Genomic DNA, 23,475 nt, shown 5'->3' on the forward strand with positions numbered 1-23,475 from the left:
CTACGGATGGACGGACGGACGGGTGGATGGACGGACGGGGGGATGGATGGATGGAGGGACGGGTGGACGGACGGACGGATGCAGCGACCGGCGTACGCGGGTCGCGGGCCGGCCCTAGCGCGCGTGGGCGAGCTCGGCCGGGGCGGAGGAGGGGTACGGCAGCGGTTCGACGGACAGTTCGGGGAACCGCAGAGCGGCGGCCCCCCAGGTGAGGCCCCCGCCGAAACCGCACAGCAGCACCCGGTGGCCGGGGACGATCGATCCCGAAGCCACCGCGTCGGTCAGCGCCAGCGGGATGGAGGCGGCGACGGTGTTGCCGACCCGGTCGAGGTTGGCGACCACCTTCTCGCCGGCCAGGCCGAGTTGCGCGCCGACCGCCGACAGGATGCGGATGTTCGCCTGGTGGGCGACGAGCCGGTCCACCGACTCGACCGGCCAGTCGAGGCGTTGCGCGAGCCGCAGCGACGACTCGCTCATCCGGGTCACGGCGTTGCGGAACACCGAGCGGCCCTGCATGGCGAAGAACGCGTCGCCCGGCTCGGAGAGCCCCTTCGAGCGGTACTCGGATCCGCCGCCCGGCACGGTGATCAGGTCGGCCTGCGAGCCGTCGCTGCCCAGGTCGAACCCGAGCAGCGCACCGTGTTCCTCCGGGTGCCCGGCGCGCAGCACCACGGCACCCGCGCCGTCCCCGAAGATCGCCCTGGTCGTACGGTCCTCGGGGGCGAGGATCGTGGAGAAGGTGTCGGCGCCGATCACCAGCGCGCTGTCGGCCACCCCCGCGGTGATCATGCTCGACGCGGTGGCCAGCGCGTACACGAACCCCGTGCACACGGCGGCCACGTCGAACGCGGGGATCTGGCCGAGGCCGAGCCGGCCGGCCACCTCCGGCGCGGTGGCCGGGCAGGGGTGGTCCGGGGTGCTGGTGGCGAGGACGAGGAGGTCCACCCGGTCGGCGCCGGCCGAGCCCAGCGCCCGCGCCCCCGCCTCGACCGCCACCCCCGAGGTGGACATTCCGGGCGGGACGACGAACCGCTGCCGGATCCCGGTCCTGGTGGTGATCCACTCGTCGCTGGTGTCGAGTTCCCGGGCGAGGTCGTCGTTGGTGACCCTGACCGGCGGCAGCCAGCCGCCGAGCCCGGCCAGCACCGCCGCCCGTGCGCTCACCGGGCCCTCCGGTGCGAGGCGGGCACGGCCGCGGTCTCGACCGCGCCGAACGCGATCTCCTCGCCGTTCTGCCGGAAGACGACCCGGAAGACGCGGCCCCCGTCGCTCTCGTGCCCGGGGCTCACGCTGACCGTGGTCAGCGCGTCGAGTTCGGCGAACCTGGTGAAGGCGAGGTCGAATCCGGTCATCGTGGTGGCTTCCGCGGGCTGCCCGAGGACCCGGGCGCCGCAGAGCAGGGCCGCCTGCCGCGCCGCCTCCGTGAGCACCATCCCCGGCAGGTGGTCCTGCGCGTGGTCGAACATGCTCGGGTTGTCGGTGGGGATCCGTACGCCGGCGACGATGCCGTCACCGTCCCGCACCGGCTCCGTCAGCAGGGCGTTCACGGCGCTGCCACGCCCGACGTCCGGCGCGTCGACCGTCGCCGGCACGGCCGCGACGTCGTCGGAGGAGACGGGCGGGCTGCCGCGCCGCTTCGACCGGATGACGGAGTACGCCGCCGACGACACGTAGCCGACCGCCATGCGCACCTCGCCCACCTCCTCGCCGCCGAGGAAGAAGCGCATGTCGTACGCGGCGGAACGCGCGGGGGCGCTCGCCCCGGCGGGGCGGTCCGTGGTGACGTCCATGGTCAGTTCCGCCGGGTCACCGGAGTGGGCGTGGAACAGGCCCGGCAGCCGCATCGACCACGACTGGAGGACGAACTTCGTGTCGTCGTCGACGCCGAGGTGGCGGTGCGCGCCGCAGGTCTCGGCCTGGCGGGCGCACTCCAGGAGGAGCATCGGGTCGACCACCGTGTGTCCGACGTGGTCGGTGAAGTAGGCGTGAGAGGAGGGGAGCTGGGCGCCCGCGAGGAAGCGCTGCCCGTCCACCGCCGCGGTGTCGGTGAGGAAGACTTCCGACAGGGCACGGCGGTGGAGCAGGCGCCGGTCGACCGACCGGACGAACTCGAGCTCCCGCAGACCGGGGGTGAAGGCACTGGTGGTCACCGTCATCGGTGGGTAGCCCCTCTCTCAAGAACGCGGCGTTCCCCGCGCCGGCGCTCTCGGCATCTCGTGGTGGTGCGCCGCTGGACGAACCCGTCCGCGGCGGATGCGGAGAAAACTAGCCACGGCCTCTGTCGCCCCGCTGTCGCAGCGTGTAAGAGCCTGACTCGACCCTGAAAGGAGGCTGACTCGAACGCGCATGGAGGCCGGCTCGAGAACGAAAGGAGGCCGGCTCGAGCGGGAGAGGGGTCCGGCTCGAGCGGGAGAGGGTGCTGACGCGAGGGCGCTGGAAACGACGGCGCGGACCGTCCCCGGAGGTCCGGGGGCGGTCCGCGCCGTGTGAGGGGTGCGGGGTGCGGGCTCAGGCGAGCTTCGCGTCCAGCGTGATCGGTACGGCCTTCAGGGCCTGGCTGACCGGGCAGTTGGCCTTGGCGTCCTGCGCGGCGGCGACGAAGGCGTCGTTGTCGATGCCGGGGACGGTGCCCTCGACGGTCAGGTGGATGCCGGTGATGCCCTCACCGGGCTGGAAGGTGACGTCGGCGGACGTGACGAGCTTGGTGGGCGGGGTGCCGGCCCCGGCCAGACCGTGCGACAGAGCCATGGAGAAGCAGCTGGAGTGCGCGGCGGCGATCAGCTCCTCAGGGCTGGTCTTGCCGTTCGCCTGCTCGGCGCGCGACGGCCACGACACCGGCTGCTGACCGATGCCGGAGGAGTCGAAGGTGACGACACCGTTGCCCTCGAGCAGGTTGCCTTCCCAGACGGTGTGTGCGGAACGCGTGGTGGCCACGATTCTTCCTTTCGCGTGTGGTCCCGCCGAAGCGGGTTCCCTGAGCTCCCATCCGATCACATTTCTCCACGCCGCACGCGCAGGACGATCCCCTCATGCCGCCCGCGCGGGACGGTTCCTCAGGCGGCGCCGCGCTGCCGGCGCGCCGCGAGCCACGCGTACACGGGGACGCCCGCGAAGAGGAACAGCACTCCCTGGTAGACGGCCGCGTACCCGGCACCCGCGACGAGCCACAGCGAGAAGGCGAAGGCGAGCGCGGCGAGGACGGCGTCGCGCACCAGCCGCACCCGGTCGACCTGCTCGCCCCGCGCGAGGTGGAAGATCTGCGCGGCGGTGGCCAGCAGGTACGGGACGGTCGCCGTGAAGGTGGTGACCAGAACCAGGATCTCGAAGACCCGCGCCGAGCCGGCCGTGTAGTTGTAGACCGTCAGCAGCGAGGCGAGGACGACCGTGACGCCGACGCCGACGGTCGGCACACCGCGCCGCTTGCGGGTGAACGCGGCCGGGAACAGCCCGTCCTTGGCCGCCGCGTAGGGGGTCTGGGCGCTGAGCAGGGTCCAGCCGTTGAGGCAGCCGGTCATCGACACGAGTGCGGCGAGCGCGACGGCCCAGCCGCCCCAGGAGCCGCCGAACATGGCGTTCACCGCGTCGGAGAAGGGGGCGGTGGAGTGCACCAGCCGGTCGTGGGCGACCGTGCCGAACACGGCGAGGGTGCCGAGGAGATACACCACGGCGGCGCCGACGGTGCCGATCACGGTGGCGCGGCCGACGTTGCGGCGCGGATCGCGCACCTCGCCGGCGCTGACCGCGGCGGACTCCACGCCGAGGTAGGAGAAGAGCAGGATCGCGGCGGACGCGGAGACCGCGCCGAGCGTGCCCCCGCCGCCCGCCTGGAAGGGACCGAGGTTGCGCGCGTCGAAGTGCAGCAGGCCGCCGACCGCGACGAGCAGCAGCGGCGCGAACTTCAGCACGGTGGAGACCAGCTGCACGGCGCCGACGTACCGGCTGCCGGCGAAGTTGGACAGGGCGGGCAGCCACTGGATGGCGAGCGCGGCCAGGCACGCGCTCCACCTGTGGTCGTTCACCGGGATCAGCACGTCGAGGTAGCCGACGGCGGCGACGGCGAGGGCCGCGTTGGAGACCCAGGTGGTGATCCAGTACGCCCACGCGGCGAGGAAGCCGGCGAAGTCACCGAAGGCCTCGCGGGCGTAGACGTAGGGGCCGCCGGTGCGCGGATCACGCTCGGCGAGCCGGCCGAAGACCAGGGCCAGCGCGATCGCGCCGAGCGTCAGGACGCCGAAGGCGAGCAGGCTGACGGTGCCGAACGGGGCCACCGAGGCGGGGAGGAGGAAGATGCCGCCGCCGATGATGTTGCCCATGACGAGGGCGGTGGCGACGGGGAGCCCGAAGCGCCGGGCGTGCTTCTCGGGTGCCGACGCGGACCGGCCGGCGGTCTCGGACCGGGGTGCGGTCTCCGTCCGGGGTGCGGTCTCGGACCGGGGTGCGGTCGCCTCGGGGGCCGGAGCCGGGACGGTTCCGGAGTCGTGCATGGGCAGGTGCGCCTCTCGTGCGTGCTGGGTGGCCCGGGGTCGCCGGGCGGCCCGTGGAGCTGCCGGGCCGGTGTCCGGGATCGCCGGACGACCGACCATGGTCGGTCACCGGTTCGAGCCGCTCCAAATCACGCGCTTTTGTCCTGTACGGCCGGGTCGGGCGCCGCAAAAGGTACGTCGCCGACGGCCTCGTACCGCGAATCGTCCACCGGCACCTGAGGGCCGTCCGCCTCGCTCAGCCAGCGCCGCAGCACCCGGTGCAGGTGCTCGGCGCCGACGAGATCCGCCCCGTCGGCGACGGGCGCGGACAGCGCCAGGGGCGACAGCAGGAAGGGCCGGCTCTGGGCGCCGCCGAGGCCGCCGTGGGAGCCGATCTGTTCCTCGAAGGCGAGCACCTCGCCGTCGGCGGGGTCGTGGGAGGAGTTGACCATGATGTCCGCGGTGTGCGGGAAGGAGTGAGTACGGCGCACGGCGTCGGCCGCGCCGGTCCCGAAGGAAGCGAGCGGCCCGCGGCCGTCCGTCAGCTCCTCGACGGGTATCTCGGCCCCTCGCGCCCCGAGCACCACCCCACCGTGCTCCGCACTGCGCACCAGCAGGAAACCGACGCCGGGATGGTTGGCGAGGGTGGGCAGCAGCGCGGGGTGGCGGGCGTCGATCTCCTCCCTGGTCATGCGGTGCGCGACGTCCGGGAAGGAGATCAGTCCGAGGTTGCCGGAGGCCAGCACGATCGGCTCGGACCGCCGTCCGGAGGGCCGGTGCTGCTCGCCGCCCTCCTCCACGGGCCGGCGCAGCGCCGCCCGCACGGCGCTGCGGGCCTCCGCGCCGCTGCGGGTGCGCCGTGCACGGCGTGGCACGGGCAGTCCGCACCCGGCCCGCACCAGGTCGCCGAGCGTGAGCCCGTACCGGGAGCGGAAGGTCTCCCCGGGACTCTGCCCGTGATCGGACAGGACGACGATCCGATACGGCCGCGGGGCGTGCTCGGCGGCCTTCTCGATCAACGCCAGCGAGCGGTCGAGCCGCTGAAGCACCTTCTCGGCGTCCCGGCTCGCGGGGCCGGAGTGGTGGGCGACCTCGTCGTAGGCGACGAGGTCGGCGTAGACACCGGTGCGTCCGGCCAGCAGGTCACCCATGACGGCGGCGACGACGACGTCGCGTTCGACGACGGTGGCGAAGGCACGCACGAGGGGGTAGAGGCCGCCGCGGCCGACGCGCGGGCGCTGTCTGCGCAGCCGGGCCCGGACGGACTGACCGATCTCACGGCCGACCTCGGCAAGAAAGGAGAGGACGGTACGCACGGCGTTGGCCGGATCGGAGAAGTAGGCGAAGTACCCGACGCGGGAACGGTTCGCGCGGCCGATACGGGCGGACACGGACAGCACCAGGGCGTTCTCGTCGGCCCCGCCGCTGAAGAGGTTGCCGCGGCTGGCACCGTCGGCGGTGAGCAGCCCGCCGTCCCGCGTGCGTGCGACGGCGCGGCGCTGCAGCTCGGCCGCCGACGACGGCCGGTTGCAGACCATGACCTCCCCCGTGTCCTTCTCGTACCAGCGGAAGGCGGGCACGTCGTGGTTGGAGCCGTGCAGGATGCCGAGCTGGCTGGCGCCGGTCTGGCTGGACCAGTCCGTGCGCCAGGGGGTGAGCCGGTGGGTGGGCTCGCCGAGCCAGCGGCCGACGGTCGGCATCAGCCCCTTGGCCACGGCGCCGAGCAGCACGTCGTGGCCGACGCCGTCCAGCTGGAGGAAGACGGTGCCGGGCCCGGCCGGGCAGGGCGGCCCGCGCCGGCGCCGGCGGGTGGCGAGCCGGAGCAGCCGGCGCCGGTAGGCGTCGTCGTCGCGCACCGCGAGGGCGGCGCCGGTCGCGGAGGCCACGGCGGACATCACGGCGGCGACGATGACGGCCGTCTCGGGAGCGGCGGCGCTGTCACCGGAGGGGTTGATGCGCAGGGCGAGCCACAGCAGCGACCCGTTGAGGAAGAACACCAGCAGCCCCAGCAGGAGGGCCGGCACGAGCAGCAGCAACCGCACGAGCAACGGCCACACGAGCGCCGACAGCAGACCGAACGCCCCGGCGCCGAGCGCGGCGGTCACGGCGACACGGGTCGCACTGTCACCGTCGGCGGACTGCAACTGGAAGTCCGGCAACAGCCCGGCGAGCACGAGCATGGTCACGGTGGAAGCGGCCCACACGACGACGCTCCGCCCCACCTGCCCGAACACCCGCCCCCAACGCCCGCCCCACACGACACACCAACCTCCCGCACCGACCCCACACCCGACGGGGCCTCCGGCTCACCACCCTGTCATACCGGTTTGTCCGGGGAGGGGGCTGGAGCGAGCGGAGGGGAGCGGGCGCCTCCGGCGGGGGTGCGGGTGCCTCCGGCGGGGGCGCGGTTGCCTCGGGCGGGGTGCGGCTGCCTCCGCCGGGGTGCAGGGGGCGGAGCCCCCGCCGGGGTGCAGGGGCGGAGCCCCGCAACGGGGTCCGGGGCGGAGCCCCGCGACGGCACCTCTTGCGCAACCGAGACGGGCGGGCGGGTGGGCAAACACCCCGGGGTCCGGGGCGGAGCCCCGCGGCGGCACCTCCTGCGCAACCGAGACGGGCGGGCGGGTGGGCAAACACCCCGGGGTCCGGGGCGGAGCCCCGCGGCGGCACCTTCCGCGCAACCGAGGCGCCCCCACCCCGGCGGAGCCGTCAGCGACCGTCGTACCCCGCCGTCGGCATCGACAGCCTCCGATGCACCCGCGCCTTCATCTGCGCGTCGTACGCCGGCTCGGCGCAGCCGACCGTCTCCACCCGCACCCCCCGCCGCGCGCACTCCGCGGTGAACTCCTCCACGGAGGACAGCGCGGACTCCAGCACCCGCCGGCTCGGCGCGACGAACACGTCCCGCCCCGCCCGCACCCCGTCCCACAGCACGCAGTGGTCGGCCCGCAGCCCCCTCACGAGCAGTTCGCGCGCGACGACGTAGCCGCGCTCCGCGGCCCAGCGGGCGCACATCGCGAACTGGCTGCGGGAGTCCACCAGAAAGGGGTCGCTGTCCAGCTCCTCCAGCGGCGTCAGACCGGCGATCGCCGTGACGCGGACCTGGGCCGGCCGGCCGAAGGCACCCCGCACCTCTCCCATGGCGTCCCCCTCACCTCCGGGTTTCGCCGCCGACCCTACTCCTGCCCGTAGGCTTCGGGGGAGTCGCGCGAAGGAGGCATTGAGGTGCCGGTGGAGATCACCTGGTGGGGTCACGCCACCTGCACGGTGGAGGACTCGGACACCCGTGTGCTCACCGATCCCCTGTTCACCCGCCGGCTGGCGCATCTGCGGCGCCGCCGCGGGGCGCTGCCGCCGCCGGACGCCCGGCGCGCGGACGTGGCACTGGTCTCCCACCTGCACGCCGACCATCTCCATGTGCCCTCCCTGGGGCGGCTCGCGCCGGGCACGCGCCTGCTGGTGCCCCGCGGTGCGCCGGGCGCCGTACCGGGGCTACGGCGTCTGACGCATCTGGAGCTGCGCGAGATGGCGCCCGGCGACGAGACGCGGGCCGGCGATCTGGTGATCCGCGCGGTGCCGGCCGAGCACGACGGGCGCCGGCTGCCGTTCGGCCCGCACCGCTCCCCCGCTCTCGGGTACGTCGTCGAGGGCGAGGCGCGCACCTACTTCGCCGGGGACACCGGGCTGTTCGAGTCGATGGCGAAGGAGGTCGGCCCGATCGAGGTGGCGCTGCTGCCGGTGGGCGGCTGGGGGCCGTACCTCGGGGAGGGGCATCTGGACGCGGGACGGGCGGCGCAGGCGCTGGCCCGGCTCGCGCCGCGCTGCGCGATACCCGTGCACTACGGCACGTACTGGCCGATCGGCATGGACGCGGTGCGTCCGCACGAGTTCCACGCGCCCGGTGAGGAGTTCGTACGGCTCGCGGCCCGCTGGGCGCCGGACGTGACCGTGCACCGGCTGACGCACGGCGAGAGCGTGCGCCCGGCGGTCGCCCCGTGAACGACTGGCTGGCCGCGGCGGTGACGGCGGTACCGACGGAGTCCACGCAGCAGGCGCTCGGCTATCCGTCGCTGTTCCTGCTGGTGTTGATCGGCGCGCTGGTGCCGGTGGTGCCGACGGGCGCGCTGGTGAGTTCGGCGGCGGTGGTTGCCTTCCACCAGACGGCGCCCTTCTCGCTGGCGCTGGTCTTCGTCACGGCGTCGCTGGCCGCGTTCTGCGGGGACGCGGCGCTGTACTGGCTCGGCCGGCGGGGGATGCGCTCGCACAGCGGGTCGCGCTGGCTGGAGGCGATCCGCGCGCGGGCGCCGCAGGAGCGGCTGACGCAGGCCCAGGACAAGCTGGCGGAGCACGGGGTGGCGGTGCTGGTGCTGTCCCGGCTGGTGCCGGCCGGGCGTGTCCCGGTGATGCTGGCCTGTCTGCTGGCGAAGTGGCCACTGCGCCGTTTCGCCCGCGGCAATCTGCCCGCGTGCCTGGCGTGGGCGGTGACGTACCAGGTGATCGGCATCCTCGGCGGCTCGCTGTTCCCGGAGCCGTGGGAGGGTGTGGTGGCGGCGATCGCCCTGACGATCGTGGTCAGCGCGGCTCCCGCCCTGTGGCGCCGGCTCCGCGGCACCCCGGCCCGCTAGACGGGGGCCTCCAGCAGGCTTCCCGCACCCGCGACGGCCTCACTCCCCTCACGCACGACCACCGGCCCCGCCCCTCGCCTCCCCCGCCTCACACGCCACCGTCGGCCGCCCCCCCTCCCCCCCCCGGCACCCGCAACCCGCACCCGCACCCGCACCCGCACTCACGACACCCTCACTGCCCGGCCTCCAGCACCCGGGAGGCTCCGACGGCCAGGTCCCACAGGTCGTCACGGTCGAGCCCGGCCCTCTGCCATGCCTCCCGCACCCGGGTCAGCGGTTCCAGGACGGGTTCCGCGGAGAGGATGAACGTGCCCCAGTGCATCGGGGCCATTCTGCGCGCGCCGAGGTCCAGGGCGGCCTGCACGGCCTCTTCCGGGTCGCAGTGGACGTCGCTGAGCCACCAGCGCGGGTCGTAGGCGCCGATCGGGAGCAGGGCGAGGTCGATGCCGGGGTAGCGGCGGCCGATACGGCTGAACCAGTGGCCGTATCCGGTGTCGCCGGCGAAGTACAGCCGCCGGCCGTCGGGCGCGGTGAGCACCCAGCCGCCCCACAGGCTGCGGCAGGTGTCGGTGAGGGTGCGCTTGGACCAGTGGTGGGCCGGGACGAAGTCGAAGCGGACGCCGGACAGTTCGGCGCCCTCCCACCAGTCCAGTTCGGTGACGCGGGTGAACCGGCGCCGCTGGAACCAGCCTCCGAGTCCGGCGGGGGCGAACACCGGTGTGTCGCGCGGCAGTCGGCGCAGCGTGGGCGCGTCGAGGTGGTCGTAGTGGTTGTGGCTGATGACGACGGCGTCGACGCGCGGCAGGTCCTCCCACTCCACGCCGACGGGTGTGACGCGGGCCGGGGTGCCGAGGATGCGGCGCGACCAGACCGGATCGGTGAGCACGGTCAGTCCGCCGGCCCGGATCACCCAACTGGCGTGCCCCGCCCAGGTGACGGCGAGGGTACGGGCGTCGACGCGGGGCAGCGGGGCGGGAGCGTAGGGCAGGCGGGGGATGTCGGCGAGGCCCTCCTTGCCGGGGCGGACGGCTCCCTCGCGGGCGAAGCGGGCCATGGCCTTGAGGCCGGGCAGCGGGGCGGTGAGCCGGTCGTGGAAGGTCCGCGGCCACACCCGCCGCTCCCCCAGCGGGCGGGGCTCGGCAAGAGGCGGGAACGGCGCCGTACCGGCGACAGGGGCCGGGGACGGCGGCGTGTTCGCGGGTGACGGCGGCGTGTTCGCGACGGGGGCCGGGGACGGCGTCGTGGCCGTGCCGGTGGCGGGCGACTCGGACTGCTGCGTCATCGAGGAGGCTCCCATCGCTGGGCGTCGTCGCGGAGGGCGTCGAAGACGGACCGCACCGTGCTCAACGCGCGGTGCACGTGTGGCAGTTCCAACGGCGCGGGGGACGTGAGGCATTCCGCGCGTTCGGCGTCCGTGCCGCCCAGCAGCGGACCGGTGCTCAGACGCACCCGCAGCGCGGCGAGGTCGTCTCCGAAGCGGTGGCCGCCCGGCGCGGGCATGCCGAGCCGGGCGGTGAGGTACTCCTCCAGGTCCTGCGCGTCGCTCACCCCGTGCCCGGCGAGCGCCGTGCGCAACGGGCCGAGGTCGGCGTACAGGTGGCGGCCGGCCTGCGGCGGGCGGGCCAGGGCGCCGGCGGCGACGACGGCGTGATGCACGGCGGCGGCCATGCGCGCGTGCAGCGCCACGGTGGCGGCGACCCGGGCGGCGACCGGCTCGGGTTCGGTCAGCGCGTAGGCGGCCGCGGCCGCGACGGGTGCGGCGACACGGGCGCCGAGCGCGGTGAGGATGTCCAGTACCCGCGCGTGCAGTTCAGCGCCGCGGCCGTCCGCCGGGAACCGGGCGATCGCCGCGGGCCAGCCCGCCGGCAGCAGCGCGCCGGCCAGGTCGGAGACGACGGTGACCTGACCGGGCAGCATCTCGGCGGGGCTGAGCAGGACGGTGTCGTGGCGGGTGTGCAGGGTGTCGCGCCAGGTCTCGTCGCTCACCAGGTGCAGTCCCTCACCGGCGGCGGCCTCCACCGTCTCGTGGAGCAGTTCCGGCGGGGCGACGGTGCCGGTCGGGTCGTCGGCGAGCGACAGGACCAGCAGCCGCGGTTCGCCGCCTTCGGCACGGACCCTGCGCACGGTCTCCAGCAGGGCGTAGGGATCGGGCACGCCGCCGGACTCGGCGGTGGTCGGCACGTGGAAGACGGGTCTGCCCAGCACGCGCGCGTACGGTCCCCACCAGGCCGCGCAGGGCCGGGGCACCAGGACGTCACCGCCGAGGGCGGCGGTGAGCGCCAGCAGCAGCGCGGGCGCGCCGGGCGCGGCGACGACATGGCAGGGCTCGCCGGGGAGGCCGCGCCGCTCCCAGTAGCCGCAGGCCGCCTCGGTGACGGCGGGTGAGCCGCCCACGGGTTCGGCGTCGGCCCGGTCGGCGGCGGCGCAGACGCGGGCGGTCAGTTCGGGGAGCACCGGCAGTCCGGTGCCGGGCAGTGGGGGGCCGTAGCGGACGGGGCCGTGCCCTTCGGGGTCGGTCCGCCGCATGCGTGCCTCCGCGCAGTCGCTCGTGCCGTGGTGCGGGCCGGTGCCGCGTCACCGCCTCGCCGCTCCGCCTCCAAGTACCCACGTCGTGCGCCCCCCATGGCTCAGGGCGCGGGTCGCGCCGGTCACACCCGCCGCTCGGCTCAGGCGCGGTCCCGTTCGCGCTGCCGCATCCGGTGCGCGGCGGCGCCGGCCGCGCCGAGGATGAGCAGCCCCCCGGCCACCAGGGCGGGCGCCGAGGTGGTGAAGGAGCCGCCCTCACCTGCGTGCACCCCGTGCTCGATCGCCGGGGGCCGGGCGGTGGGCTGCTGCCGGCCGGGTTCCGGCGGGACGGCTTCCTGCCCGGGCGGCAGCGGCTTCTCCCCCTTGCCTCCCGTGCCCGCCGTGTCGTCCTTGTCCTTGCAGGGCGTGAAGGGGGTGTCGGGGCAGGCGGAGGCGGAGGTGGCGCCGTGGGAGGCGTGGGCCACGCTGAACGTGGTGCTCCAGGGCCGGCCCTTGCCGCCCGGCGGTGCCGGACAGGTGCCGTCCACGGTCCAGCCGGCGCCGGATCCGCCGCCGGCCAGGCCCTCGAGATCCTCGGCGGGGACGATCGTGGCGGTGCCCTTGTAGGCGGGCCCGGACAGTTCGTCGTCGCCGCCCGGCACCTTCTGCAGCTTGACGGTGCCGTCCGCGAAGGCGGCCTCGGAGCTGGCGTCGATGCTCTCGGGCGCGGGTCCGCCCGTCGGGTCGCAGGTCACGGACACGGTGACGGTGCCGCCCGGCTCCACCGAGGCGGGACTGATCTGCGCGGCGGGCGCGGCCGGGTCGCCCGGACCGGCCTCCACGGCCGTATCCAGGGGGTCGACCGGGTCGGCCGGGTCATCCGCGGCCCGGGCCGGTGCGGCACCGGCCAGCACGACCAGCGCGGCGACGGACAGGGCACGGGCGGTGCGGCGCATGGGGAGAACTCCTTCGGCCGTACGACTGCGGGCACGGGGGTGTCGTGCCGTACAGCCATCACAGCCGCCGCAGGCCGGGGACGCGCGCGGCCGGACGCCGTTGGGGGGAGGAAGGGCAGCCGACCGGGTGATTCAGCCGGCGCGAGGGCGGCCCACCGGGGGGCGCGGGGAACTGCGCGCTCAGCCCACCACGATCCGCATCCGGCACCGGGGCAGCGGCCCCGGCCCCCACGGTCCTATTCCGCCAGAACGTCGTCCCGCAGCCGCGCCACGCACCGGCTGATCAGCCGGGACACGTGCATCTGCGAGATCCCCAGCTCCTCCGCGATCCGGCTCTGCGTCATGTCGCCGAAGAACCGCATGTACAGGATCGCCCGCTCCCGCTCCGGCAGCGCCGCCAGCCGCGGCCGTACCGCCTCGCGGTCCACGACCGTGTCGAGCGCCGCGTCGGGCGAGCCGAGCGTGTCGGTGAGCGCGTAGCCGCCCTCGCCGCCCGTCATCTCCGCGTCCAGGGACAGCGCGGTGAAGCTCTCCAGCGCCTCCAGACCGGCCTTGACGTCCTCCTCGCTGAGCTGCGCGCGTTCGGCGATCTGGGCGACGGTGGGCCGCTCGCCCGAGACGGTCTGGGACAGGTCCTGGACGGCCGAGCGGACCCGGTTGCGCAGGTCCTGGACGCGGCGCGGCACGTGCAGGGTCCACATGTGGTCGCGGAAGTGCCGCTTGATCTCGCCGGTGATGGTGGGCACGGCGTAGCTCTCGAAGGCGTTGCCGAGTCCGGGGTCGTAGCGGTCGACGGCCTTGACCAGGCCGAGGGCGGCGACCTGGCGCAGGTCGTCGTAGGACTCGCCGCGGTTGCGGAAGCGTCCGGCGAGGCGTTCGGCCATCGGCAGCCACGCCTCGGTGATCTCGGCGCGCAGGGCGTCGCGCTCGGGCCCCGGCGGGAGCGCGCCGAGCCTGCGGAAGGCGTCGGCGGTGTCGGGGGCGTCGTCGTGCGGGTGCGTGCCGGTTCGGGTTCGCATGGTGCGTCGCTCTCCCCTGGGTGCTCTGGGTGGACGGTCACCGGGGGAATGCGGCAGGCCCGGACGGGGTACGCCGGGGCCACGTGCAGCCGCTCCCACGGACGTGCCTCCGGTCCGAAGCACTGATCCTGCGCCTGCCCTCGACCCCGGCGGGCAAACCCGGGCGCAGGTTTTCCGGGATGGCTGCGGGTGACTCGTCCCGTGCCGACGTTCACCGAAGCCTGTGCCACCTGGAGGTACTGCATGAGCAGCAAGGTGTCCGACTACGTCCTCGAGCGGCTGCGCGACTGGGGCGTGGAGTGTGTCTTCGGCTATCCGGGTGACGGCATCAACGGACTGCTCGCCGCCTGGGGACGCGCCGGGGACAAGCCCCGTTTCATCCAGTCCCGGCACGAGGAGATGTCCGCGTTCGAGGCGGTCGGATACGCCAAGTTCAGCGGCCGGCTGGGGGTGTGCGCGGCGACGTCGGGCCCCGGCGCGATCCACCTGCTGAACGGGCTGTACGACGCGAAGCTGGACCATGTGCCGGTCGTCGCGATCGTCGGTCAGACCCACCGCACCGCGATGGGCGGCTCCTACCAGCAGGAAGTGGACCTGCACACGCTCTACAAGGACGTCGCCTCCGACTTCGTGGAGACGGTGACGGTCCCCGAGCAGCTGCCGAACGTGCTGGACCGGGCGATCCGCACCGCGTACGCGCGGCGCGCCCCGACGGCCGTGATCATCCCGGGTGACGTGCAGGAGCTGGACTACGCGCCGCCGGGTCACGCGTTCAAGATGGTGCCCTCCAGCCTGGACCGCAGTTCGTGGACGGCGATCCCCTCGGAGGAGTCGCTGCGCCGGGCGGCGGAGGTCCTGAACGCCGGCGACAAGGTGGCGATCCTCGTCGGGCAGGGCGCGGCCCATGCCCGTGAGCAGGTGCAGCACATCGCCGAGCTGCTGGGCGCGGGCGTGGCGAAGGCGCTGCTCGGCAAGGACGTCCTCAGTGACGAGCTGCCGTACGTGACCGGCTCGATCGGGCTGCTGGGCACCCGCGCGAGCTATGAGCTGATGCGGGACTGCGACACGCTGCTGACGATCGGCTCGTCGTTCCCCTACTCGCAGTTCCTGCCGGAGTTCGGCAAGGCCCGGGCGGTGCAGATCGACATCGATCCGCACATGGTGGGCATGCGCTACCCGTACGAGGTGAACCTGGTCGGTGACGCGAAGGCGACGCTGGACCGGCTGATCCCGATGATCGACTCCGGGCGCGGGCGGGAGTGGTTCGACACGGTCTGCGACAACGTGCAGCACTGGCAGCAGGTGATGGAGCGGCGAGCGCACCTGTCCGCCGACCCGATCAACCCGGAGTACGTCGCCGCCGCGCTGGACCCGCTGCTGCCGGACGACGCGATCATCACCTCCGACTCGGGGTCGACCGCGAACTGGTACGCCCGGCACATCACGATGCGGGGCAGCATGCGCGGCTCGCTGTCCGGCACGCTGGCGACGATGGGCCCCGGGGTGCCGTACGCGATCGGCGCGAAGTTCGCCCATCCGGACCGGCCGGTGGTGGCGCTGGTCGGCGACGGCGCCATGCAGATGAACGGCCTCGCGGAGATGATCACCGCGGCGAAGTACGCCGACCGCTGGCAGGACAAGCGGCTGGTGGTCGCCGTGTGGAACAACCAGGACCTCAACCAGGTGACGTGGGAGATGCGGGCCATGGAGGGCGCGCCGTCCTTCGTGGAGTCGCAGGCGATCCCGGACGTGCAGTACGCGGCGTTCGCCCGTTCGCTGGGCCTGACCGGCGTGCGGGTGGAGAAGCCGGAGGACGTGGAGGCGGGCTGGCGCGCCGGTCTGGAGGCCGACGGGCCCGCGGTGATCGAGTTCCTCACCGACCCCGCGGTGCCGCCGGTGCCGCCGCACGCCACCTGGGAGCAGATGGAGGCCACGATCGCGTCGATCCTCAAGGGCGACGCCGACCGGAACGCCCTGGTCAAGCAGGGCTTCAAGGCAAAGGTGCAGGAGTTCCTGCCGGGCCGGGAGAAGAAGTAACCGCCGAAAGGAGCGGGACATGCAGCGAGGCAGCGACCGGATGAGCGTCCACCGGGACGACGAGATGAAGCACCAACTCCAGGGGCTGCTCCGGTCCGGCCACCCGACCCGGACGGAGGAGTGGCACGACCCGGAACCGGCCGCCGACGACGACCCCGAGGTCTGGGGCGGCCCGGTGGCGCCCGGTGGCCTCGGTTCCTCACTGGAGACCGTTCGGCTGGAGCTGGCGCGGATCCTCGGCCGCGGCTCCTTCCCGGCGACCCCGCACGAACTGATCGGTGTACTGCGCCGCAACAACGCGCCGGACGCGCTCGTGGCCGCGCTGGAGGGGCTGCCCCGCAAGGCGCACTACGGCAACGTCCAGCAGCTGGCCGAGGCGGTCACCGGCACCCCGTCGACACGTACGAAGGGATGATCATGCGTATTGCTTTCCTGACGGCCCCCGAGGGCGTCGAGCAGGTCGAGCTGACCGACCCGTGGCAGGCGGCGAAGGACGCCGGGCACGAACCGGTGCTGGTGTCGACGGAGCCGGGTGAGATCCAGGCGTTCAACCACCTGGACAAGGCCGACACCTTCCCTGTCGACGAGGTCGTGGGGGACGCCTCCGCCGACTCCTTCGGCGGCCTGGTGCTGCCCGGCGGCGTCGCCAACCCGGACTTCCTGCGGATGAACGACAAGGCGGTGGCGTTCGTCAAGGACTTCTTCACGCAGGGCCGCCCGGTCGCCGCGATCTGCCACGCCCCGTGGACGCTGGTCGAGGCCGATGTCGTACGGGGCCGGGAGCTGACCTCGTGGCCGAGCCTCCGGACGGACATCCGCAACGCGGGCGGCACCTGGGTCGACGAACAGGTCAAGGTCTGCGACCACGGGCCGAACAAGCTGGTCACCAGCCGCAAGCCGGACGATCTGAAGGCCTTCTGCGCGACGTATCTGGACGTGTTCGCGCAGGAGCAGTCCGCCTGAGCGGCGGGTCGTCCCGGCGGGAAGTCCGGGCCGGCCGCCCGAGTGGCGGCCCGGCGGCCCGGCCGGCCGTCCGAGTGGCGGCCGGCCAGGGTGGCCGGTGAGCGGCCGGCGGCGGCAGGTCAGGAGCGGGGAGTCGCCGACTCCCCGCTTCCGCGTTCCCGGGCGCCTTCCCGGGTGCGGCCGGCCGCGACGGGACGGCTCGGATTGCGGCGCAGGTACTCGCCCTCGAGCTGCGCCATGCGTTCGTTGTGGGCGCGCAGCGCGTCGTTGGAGCCGTACAGCAGGGTGTCGTGACGCGTGCGGTGGATCGTCTCCAGCTCCCTCATCAGCTGCTGGTCGTCCAGTCGCTCTGGGTCGACTCCGCTCATGGTGGTCCCGTCCGGTCGGTCGTGTTCGTGTCTGCGGTCCGGGTACCCGCCCGGTGAGCACTACCCCCGAGCGCGTCACGGGAGGGAGCCATGGATCTCGCCTTTCTGCATCCACTCTATGAACAGTCCGGCCCCTGGGCCTCCGTGTACGTCGACCTCTCACGCCATGCGGAGGACACGGCGCACGAGCGGGAACTGACGGCGCAGGCGGTGGCGCGGGAGCTGGCCGGGCAAGGAGCGGACGAGGCGACCTGCCGGGCGGTGCGCGAGGCCGTGGACGAGTTGCGCCATGCGAGTGATCCCCACGGGCGCGCGTTGTTCGCCCGGGACGGCGAGGTGGTGCTGGATCCGCCGCTGGCCCGGACGCCGGTCCGGGGCAGCTCGGCGCAGTGGGCCCCGCTGCCGCGGGTGTCGCCGCTGCTGGAGCTCGCCGGAGAGGATCCGGTGTGTGTGGTGGCGTACGTCGACCGCAAGGGCGCGGATTTCGAGCTGCGCTCCGGTCTGGGCAGCCAGGGAGCCGGCTCGGTCGGCGGGCGGCAGTGGCCGGTGCACCGCACCAGCTCCGTCGACTGGTCGGAGCGCCATTTCCAGTTGCGAGTGGAGAACACCTGGGAGCACAACGCGGCGGAGATCGCCGACGCGCTCGCGGTGTGCCAGGAGGAGTCCCGCGCCGATCTGCTGATCCTGGTGGGTGACGCGCGCGAGCGGCGGGCCGTGCGCGAGCGGCTGCCGCAGCGGCTGCACGGCTGTGTGGTGGAGGCCGACCACGGCAGCGGCAGCCGGCTGCTCGACGAGGAGGTGGAGCGGGCGCGCGCCGAGCATGTACGGCGACGGGCGCGGGAGGACCTGGACCGCTTCCTGGCCGCCCGCACACCCGGCGGCGAGGGCCGCACGGCCGCCGCGGAAGGTGTGCCGGCGCTGGTGGAGGCGGCCCGTGAGCACCGCATCGACGAGCTGCTGATCCGGCCCGACGGCCCGGACACGCACCGCGAGGTGTGGATCGGCGAGGATCCGGACCAGGTGGCGGTGCGCCGCGCGGAGCTGAAGACGCTCGGCGAGCAGCACTCGTGGTCGGCGCGGGCCGACGACGCCCTGCTGCGCTCCGTGGTGACGACGGGCGCCCCGGCCATCTCGGTCACCCCGGCCCTGCCGGAACACACCGACGACACCCCGGCGGGCGGCCTCGGAGCCCTGCTGCGCTGGAGCTGACCGCACACACCAGGAGGGGGCGGGCCCGGTCGGACCCGCCCCGTCCGGCGCTCACGGCCTGCGGGGCCGCCCCACCGGTCGTTCACGGCCGGCGGACCCATCCCATCCGTCGTTCACCGCCGGCGGACCCGCCCCACCCGTCGTTCACGGGCGGCGGACCCGCCGCCCGCGCCTCGCGTTCCGGCTAGCGCGCTCGCTCCACCCGTCGCTCGTCCCACACCGGCTCCGGGGTCTCGCGGACGTGGCCGTCCGTGCCGAAGACCAGGTAGCGGTCGAAGGAGCGGGCGAACCAGCGGTCGTGGGTGACGGCGAGGACCGTGCCCTCGAACGCCTCCAGGCCCTCCTGGAGCGCCTCGGCGGACTCCAGGTCGAGGTTGTCCGTCGGCTCGTCCAGGAGCAGGGCGGTGGCACCGGCGAGTTCCAGCAGCAGGATCTGGAAGCGGGCCTGCTGGCCGCCGGAGAGGCGGTCGAAGGACTGCTCGGCCTGCTGGGTGAGCTCGTAGCGGCGCAGCCGGGACATCGCGGCGCCCCGGTCCTGGGAGTGCTCCGTCCACAGGATGTCCAGCAGGGGGCGGCCCACCAGCTCCGGGTGGGCGTGGGTCTGCGCGAAGTGCCCGGGCACGACCCGCGCACCCAGCTTCCAGCGACCCGTGTGGGCCACGTCCTCACCGGCGAGCAGGCGCAGGAAGTGCGACTTGCCGGAGCCGTTGGAGCCGAGGACGGCGACCCGCTCGCCGTAGAAGACCTCCAGGTCGAACGGTTTCATCAGGCCGGTGAGTTCGAGGCCCTCGCAGGTGACGGCGCGCACGCCGGTGCGGCCGCCCTTGAGGCGCATGGTGATGTCCTGTTCGCGGGGCGGCTCGGGCGGCGGTCCGGCCTCCTCGAACTTGCGCAGCCGGGTCTGGGCTGCGGCGTACCGGGAGGCCATCTCATGGCTGACGGCGGCGGCCTGACGCAGGTTCAGCACCAGCTTCTTCAGCTGGGCGTGCTTCTCGTCCCAGCGGCGGCGCAACTCCTCGAAGCGGGCGAAGCGTTCCCGGCGGGCCTCGTGGTACGTGGCGAAGCCACCGCCGTGCACCCAGGCGTCGGCACCGGCCGGCCCGGGCTCCACCGAGACGATCTTCTCGGCGGCGCGGGAGAGCAGTTCGCGGTCGTGGGAGACGAAGAGCACGGTCTTGCGCGTCTCCCGCAGCCGTTCCTCCAGCCAGCGTTTGCCGGGCACGTCGAGGTAGTTGTCCGGTTCGTCGAGCAGCAGCACCTCGTCGGTGCCGCGCAGCAGCGCCTCCAGCACCAGCCGCTTCTGCTCACCGCCGGACAGCGTGCGCGCCTGCCGCCACTGCGCCTTCTCGTAGGGCACGCCGAGCGCGGCCGTGGTGCACATGTCCCACAGCGTCTCCGCCTCGTAGCCGCGCGCCTCCGCCCAGTCGGACAGGGCCTGGGCGTACCGCATCTGGGCGGCCTCGTCGTCGACGGTGAGCAGGGCGTGCTCGGCGGCGTCGACGGCGGCCGCGGCCTCGCGAATCCGGGGCGACGCGACGGAGACCAGCAGGTCGCGTACGGTCGTGTCGTCCCGTACGGACCCGACGAACTGCCGCATCACGCCGAGCCCGCCGCTGACGGTGACAGTCCCGCCGTGCGGTTTCAGCTCACCGGAGATCAGCCTGAGCAGCGTGGTCTTGCCGGCGCCGTTCGGGCCGACGAGCGCGACGACGGCGCCTTCGCCGACCCGGAAGGACACGTCGCCGAGCAGGGCCCTCCCGTCGGGGAGGTAGTACTCCAGGTGCGCGGCTTCCAGATGTCCCATGGGCAGGCATTCTCCGGTGCGGTGAGGAACGGCGGCAAACTCTTAAACGCGGGGCCGGCGGCGGGCCCGGCGGACACCCGTCATTCGGCGTCCGGGACGGGTTCTCCCGTCGGCCCCGCCTCGCCCGGCGGCACCACCGTCTCGTCCGCCCACGTCAGAGCCGTCCAACCGGTGGACGGGGTGCCCTCCAGCACGACCACGCCGGTGTTGCGCAGGGGGTGCGCGGCGGCGAAGGGGACGTCGACGTTCGCGGCGCGGACGGCGGTCCACATGCGGATCACCGCACCGTGGCTGACCAGGGCGGCCGTCCCGGCGCCGGTCGCCGCGGCCTCGGCGACCACCGCGTCGTAGCGCTCCAGCACCTCGTCGCCGCTCTCGCCGCCGGGCAGGCGCAGTGCGGTGTCCCCGGCCGCCCAGGCGAACACGGTCTTCATGTACAGCTCGCCCTGGGCACTGTCACCGGGCAGCATCTCCAGGTCGCCGGCGGTGACCTCCCGGATGCCGTCACGGACGCGCACCTCGAGGCCGCGGGCGGCGGCCAGCGGGGCGGCGGTGAGCTGGGTGCGGATCAAGGTGGAGGCGTAGAGCGCCGTGATGTCCTCGTCCGCCAGCGCCTCGGGCAGCGCGGCGGCCTGCTGTTCACCGAGGGCCGTCAGAGCGGGTCCGGGCACGCCCGTGTCCAGCAGATGCCGCACGTTGGAGGGGGTCTCGGCGTGGCGGACGAGCAGCAGACGCATGCGGCGGTCTCCGTGCGGTGTGGCCCCCCCGGTCGGCAAACGGCCACTTCAGGGTACCTGCCAGGGTATGAGTCCCGATCTCGACCTCACCGCGCCCCGCTCCGGGGGCCCTCGTCTGCGGCAGAAGCTGTTCGCCCTGGACCGCCGTCTCTTCGAGTTCGCCGCCGAGCGGAACTGGCCGGCCGCCGAGCCGGTGCTGCCCCGGCTGAGCCGCAGCGCCAACCACGGTCTGCTCTGGTTCGCGACGGCGGCCGCCATCGCGGCGAGCCGCACCCCCCGGGGCCGCCGGGCCGCCGCCCGCGGGGTGGCCTCGCTCGCGCTGGCCTCGCTGACCGTCAACACCCTCGGCAAGCGCTCGGTGCGCCGCGAACGGCCGGTGCTGGACCCGGTGCCGCTGGTTCGGCAGCTGAAGCGGCAGCCGATCACGACGTCGTTCCCGTCGGGCCACGCGGCGTCGGCGGCCGCGTTCGCCACCGGGCTGGCGCTGGAGTCCCCGGCCTGGGGCGCGGCCGTGGCGCCGGTGGCGTTCTCGGTGGCGATGTCCCGGGTCTACACCGGCGTGCACTTCCCGAGCGACGTCCTGGCGGGCGCGGCGCTCGGCGCGGGCGCCGCCTTCGCCGTACGCGGCCTGGCGCCCACCCGGGCCCAGCCGGCGGCGCCGGCCCGGCCGCGCGCGGACGCCCCGGCGCTGCCGGACGGGCGGGGTCTGGTGCTGGTGGCGAACACCGCGGCGGGCACCGCCGACCGGGTGCGGGCGCTGCGGGACGCGCTGCCGGCCGCGGAGGTCGTGGAATGCGCGCCGCAGGACGTGCCCGCGGAGCTGGAGAAGGCGGCGGAGCGGGCCGTCGTGCTCGGCGTGTGCGGCGGTGACGGCACGGTCAACACGGCCGCCGAGGTCGCCCTGCGCCGCGGGCTGCCGCTGGCGGTGCTGCCGGGCGGCACGCTGAACCACTTCGCCCTCGATCTGGGCCTGGAGGACGTCCGTGATCTCGCCGGAGCGCTGACGCGGGGCGAGGCGGTGCGCGTGGACGTGGGCCGGTTCACCTCCGGCGAGCGGCGCGGCATCTTCGTCAACACGCTCAGTCTCGGCGTGTATCCGGAGCTGGTGCGGGAGCGGGACCGCTGGGCGCATCGCGTCGGCGGCTGGCCGGCCGGGGTGCTGGCGGCGCTGCGGGTGCTGCGCGCGGACCGGCATCCGCTGGAGGCGGAACTGGGCGGCCGGCCGCACCCGCTGTGGCTGCTGTTCGTCGGCAACGGCACCTACCACCGCATGGGCCTCACCCCGGGCCGCCGCCTGGACCTGGCGGACGGGCAGCTGGACGTGCGGGTCGTGCACGGTGGGCGCCACCCCGCCCTGCGGCTGCTGGCCGCAGCCGTCGCGGGCCCGCTCACCCGCTCCCCCGCGCACGCCGCGGTGCAGGTGCCCCGGCTGCGGCTGGCCGGCGTCGCCCCGGGCACGCTGCTCGCGTACGACGGTGAAGTGGCCGAGGTGCGGGGCGAGGTGACGGTGGAGAAGCTGCCGCAGGCGCTGACCGTCTACCGGCCCGGGGCCGGGAGCTGACGAGCCGTCAGTCCACATGTCAAAACGCGCATCTCATCATGCGGCCGACGCGCGTACCGTGTCGAGCACCGGCCGGGGCATCCGGCCGGGCTCGACGAGGAGGGCACAGCCATGCCGGAAGCGCAGGAGACGGCCGTCTACACGCACGGGCACCACGCGTCGGTGCTGCGATCGCACACCTGGCGTACCGCCGCCAACTCGGCCGGTTACCTGCTCGGCGCGCTGAAGCCGCACATGAGGATCCTGGACATCGGCTGCGGTCCGGGCACCATCACCGCCGACCTGGCCGCACTCGTCCCGGACGGGCACGTCACCGGCGTGGACCGGGCGGCGGGCGTCCTGGAGCAGGCGCGGGCCGAGGCCGCCGGGCGGGGTCTGACGAACGTCGCCTTCGCCACCGCCGACGTGCACGCCCTCGGCTTCCCGGACGACACCTTCTGCGTGGTCCACGCCCACCAGGTGCTGCAGCACGTCAGCGACCCGGTGCAGGCGCTGCGCGAGATGAAGCGGGTCACGCGGCCCGGCGGCTTCATCGCGGTCCGTGACGCGGACTACGCGGCGATGACCTGGTACCCGCACGTGCCCGGGCTGGACGACTGGCTGGCGCTGTACCGCCGGGTCGCCCGCGCGAACGGCGGCGAGCCGGACGCCGGCCGCCGGCTGACGGCGTGGGCGCGCGCGGCCGGCCTGACCGACGTCACAGCGACCTCCAGCACCTGGACGTACGCCACGCCCGAGGAGCGGGAGTGGTGGAGCGGTCTGTGGGCCGAGCGCACGACGGCCTCCGCGTTCGCCGGGCTGGCCGTCGCCGGCGGGCACGCCACCGAGGAGGAACTGGCCGCCGTGGCGGCGGCCTGGCGGGAATGGGGTGGGCACGAGGACGGCTGGTTCGCGGTGCTGCACGGCGAAATTCTGTGCCGGAAGGAAGTCTGAATCCCTCTTTTCGGGAAACCCGGAAAGCAGGAGGTTCAGACTATGGTTCCCATCCTGCTGGTACTGCTTCTCGCGATCGTGCTTTTCGGTCTCGGATTCGCAGTGAAGGTCCTGTGGTGGATCGCGTTGGCGGTCCTGGTGGTATGGCTTCTGGGATTCCTGCTGCGGAGCACAAGTGCGGCAGGCGGCAGGGGCCGTTGGTACAGGTGGTGACAGAACCACCGCCGGTGGTGACACAACCGTACAGGTGACTCCCAGGGGCTTTCCCCGGGAGTCAGGGGACTTCCCCGGGACGCAT

At 74.1% G+C, this 23,475-nt stretch carries 22 protein-coding genes; 9 read left to right on the forward strand and 13 right to left on the reverse strand.

Features of this window, described 5'->3' with window-relative positions; genetic code table 11:
- Nucleotides 1-114: 114 nt before the first annotated feature.
- The 6 genes from AB0E88_RS10580 to AB0E88_RS10605 all read right to left on the reverse strand — a co-directional run bounded on the left by AB0E88_RS10580 (nt 115) and on the right by AB0E88_RS10605 (nt 7,601).
- Nucleotides 115-1,164 (reverse strand): beta-ketoacyl-ACP synthase III, encoded by a 1,050-nt coding sequence (locus AB0E88_RS10580; RefSeq protein ID WP_361627152.1) that lies wholly within the window; start codon nt 1,162-1,164, stop codon nt 115-117.
- Nucleotides 1,161-2,156 (reverse strand): AfsA-related hotdog domain-containing protein, encoded by a 996-nt coding sequence (locus AB0E88_RS10585; protein ID WP_361627155.1) that lies wholly within the window; start codon nt 2,154-2,156, stop codon nt 1,161-1,163. Before AB0E88_RS10585 ends, AB0E88_RS10580 begins: the two co-directional genes overlap by 4 nt.
- A 352-nt stretch (nt 2,157-2,508) precedes the next feature.
- Complete coding sequence (locus AB0E88_RS10590) at nt 2,509-2,934, reverse strand: OsmC family protein (RefSeq protein ID WP_361627158.1); 426 nt, start codon at nt 2,932-2,934, stop codon at nt 2,509-2,511.
- Between the two features lie 119 nt (nt 2,935-3,053).
- Nucleotides 3,054-4,484 carry an amino acid permease gene (locus AB0E88_RS10595; RefSeq protein ID WP_361627161.1) on the reverse strand — a complete coding sequence of 477 codons (1,431 nt, stop codon included), beginning with the start codon at nt 4,482-4,484 and terminating at the stop codon, nt 3,054-3,056.
- 128 nt (nt 4,485-4,612) lie between these two features.
- Entirely contained in the window at nt 4,613-6,721 is a 2,109-nt protein-coding gene (locus tag AB0E88_RS10600; protein WP_361627164.1) for a phage holin family protein, read from the reverse strand.
- A 448-nt stretch (nt 6,722-7,169) separates the two neighbouring features.
- Nucleotides 7,170-7,601, reverse strand: coding sequence for a hypothetical protein (locus AB0E88_RS10605; RefSeq protein ID WP_361627167.1), 432 nt, complete (start codon nt 7,599-7,601; stop codon nt 7,170-7,172).
- Between the two features lie 84 nt (nt 7,602-7,685).
- Here AB0E88_RS10605 and AB0E88_RS10610 point away from each other — a divergent pair, with 84 nt between their 5' ends.
- The gene (locus AB0E88_RS10610) at nt 7,686-8,459 is read left to right on the forward strand and encodes an MBL fold metallo-hydrolase (RefSeq protein WP_361627170.1); all 774 of its coding nucleotides are present in this window, start codon (nt 7,686-7,688) and stop codon (nt 8,457-8,459) included.
- Nucleotides 8,456-9,085 carry a VTT domain-containing protein gene (locus tag AB0E88_RS10615; protein ID WP_361627173.1) on the forward strand — a complete coding sequence of 210 codons (630 nt, stop codon included), beginning with the start codon at nt 8,456-8,458 and terminating at the stop codon, nt 9,083-9,085. The genes AB0E88_RS10610 and AB0E88_RS10615 overlap by 4 nt, the downstream gene beginning before the upstream one ends.
- A gap of 172 nt (nt 9,086-9,257) precedes the next feature.
- Here the strand turns inward: AB0E88_RS10615 and AB0E88_RS10620 are convergent, their stop codons facing one another.
- The 4 genes from AB0E88_RS10620 to AB0E88_RS10635 all read right to left on the reverse strand — a co-directional run bounded on the left by AB0E88_RS10620 (nt 9,258) and on the right by AB0E88_RS10635 (nt 13,565).
- Complete coding sequence (locus tag AB0E88_RS10620) at nt 9,258-10,367, reverse strand: MBL fold metallo-hydrolase (RefSeq protein WP_361627176.1); 1,110 nt, start codon at nt 10,365-10,367, stop codon at nt 9,258-9,260.
- Nucleotides 10,364-11,611 (reverse strand): aminotransferase class I/II-fold pyridoxal phosphate-dependent enzyme, encoded by a 1,248-nt coding sequence (locus tag AB0E88_RS10625; protein ID WP_361627179.1) that lies wholly within the window; start codon nt 11,609-11,611, stop codon nt 10,364-10,366. Before AB0E88_RS10625 ends, AB0E88_RS10620 begins: the two co-directional genes overlap by 4 nt.
- Nucleotides 11,612-11,751: 140 nt before the next feature.
- A complete protein-coding gene (locus AB0E88_RS10630) occupies nt 11,752-12,546 on the reverse strand; it encodes a hypothetical protein (protein WP_361627183.1) in 795 nt (264 codons plus the stop codon).
- A gap of 236 nt (nt 12,547-12,782) precedes the next feature.
- A complete protein-coding gene (locus AB0E88_RS10635; RefSeq protein WP_361627186.1) occupies nt 12,783-13,565 on the reverse strand; it encodes an RNA polymerase sigma factor SigF in 783 nt (260 codons plus the stop codon).
- A 243-nt stretch (nt 13,566-13,808) separates the two neighbouring features.
- On the opposite strand from AB0E88_RS10635, the gene AB0E88_RS10640 reads away from it, so the two are divergent.
- The 3 genes from AB0E88_RS10640 to AB0E88_RS10650 are packed head-to-tail and all read left to right on the forward strand — an operon-like array spanning nt 13,809 to nt 16,565.
- Nucleotides 13,809-15,602, forward strand: coding sequence for a thiamine pyrophosphate-requiring protein (locus AB0E88_RS10640; protein ID WP_361627189.1), 1,794 nt, complete (start codon nt 13,809-13,811; stop codon nt 15,600-15,602).
- 19 nt (nt 15,603-15,621) lie between these two features.
- Entirely contained in the window at nt 15,622-16,017 is a 396-nt protein-coding gene (locus tag AB0E88_RS10645) for a DUF2795 domain-containing protein (RefSeq protein ID WP_361627192.1), read from the forward strand.
- Between the two features lie 2 nt (nt 16,018-16,019).
- The gene (locus tag AB0E88_RS10650; protein WP_361627195.1) at nt 16,020-16,565 is read left to right on the forward strand and encodes a type 1 glutamine amidotransferase domain-containing protein; all 546 of its coding nucleotides are present in this window, start codon (nt 16,020-16,022) and stop codon (nt 16,563-16,565) included.
- Nucleotides 16,566-16,684: 119 nt separating this feature from the next.
- Here AB0E88_RS10650 and AB0E88_RS10655 read toward each other — a convergent pair whose 3' ends face one another.
- Nucleotides 16,685-16,933 (reverse strand): DUF6158 family protein, encoded by a 249-nt coding sequence (locus AB0E88_RS10655; RefSeq protein WP_361627198.1) that lies wholly within the window; start codon nt 16,931-16,933, stop codon nt 16,685-16,687.
- Nucleotides 16,934-17,023: 90 nt separating this feature from the next.
- On the opposite strand from AB0E88_RS10655, the gene AB0E88_RS10660 reads away from it, so the two are divergent.
- On the forward strand, nt 17,024-18,142 hold the full coding sequence (locus AB0E88_RS10660) for a Vms1/Ankzf1 family peptidyl-tRNA hydrolase (RefSeq protein WP_361627201.1): 1,119 nt from the start codon (nt 17,024-17,026) through the stop codon (nt 18,140-18,142).
- Nucleotides 18,143-18,326: 184 nt separating this feature from the next.
- Here the strand turns inward: AB0E88_RS10660 and AB0E88_RS10665 are convergent, their stop codons facing one another.
- Both AB0E88_RS10665 and AB0E88_RS10670 read right to left on the reverse strand, forming a co-directional pair.
- Nucleotides 18,327-19,946: an ATP-binding cassette domain-containing protein gene (locus AB0E88_RS10665; RefSeq protein ID WP_361627204.1), complete on the reverse strand. Its 1,620-nt coding sequence runs from the start codon at nt 19,944-19,946 to the stop codon at nt 18,327-18,329.
- Nucleotides 19,947-20,026: 80 nt separating this feature from the next.
- Entirely contained in the window at nt 20,027-20,683 is a 657-nt protein-coding gene (locus AB0E88_RS10670; RefSeq protein ID WP_361627207.1) for a histidine phosphatase family protein, read from the reverse strand.
- 67 nt (nt 20,684-20,750) lie between these two features.
- On the opposite strand from AB0E88_RS10670, the gene AB0E88_RS10675 reads away from it, so the two are divergent.
- From AB0E88_RS10675 to AB0E88_RS10685, 3 genes are all read left to right on the forward strand, one after another.
- Nucleotides 20,751-22,244: a phosphatase PAP2 family protein gene (locus AB0E88_RS10675; protein ID WP_361627210.1), complete on the forward strand. Its 1,494-nt coding sequence runs from the start codon at nt 20,751-20,753 to the stop codon at nt 22,242-22,244.
- A gap of 111 nt (nt 22,245-22,355) precedes the next feature.
- Complete coding sequence (locus AB0E88_RS10680; RefSeq protein WP_361627213.1) at nt 22,356-23,177, forward strand: methyltransferase domain-containing protein; 822 nt, start codon at nt 22,356-22,358, stop codon at nt 23,175-23,177.
- 42 nt (nt 23,178-23,219) lie between these two features.
- Nucleotides 23,220-23,390, forward strand: coding sequence for a hydrophobic protein (locus AB0E88_RS10685; protein ID WP_361627216.1), 171 nt, complete (start codon nt 23,220-23,222; stop codon nt 23,388-23,390).
- The last annotated feature ends 85 nt before the right edge of the window (nt 23,391-23,475 follow it).

Source organism: Streptomyces sp. NPDC028635 (assembly GCF_040637635.1).
Classification (GTDB): domain Bacteria; phylum Actinomycetota; class Actinomycetes; order Streptomycetales; family Streptomycetaceae; genus Streptomyces.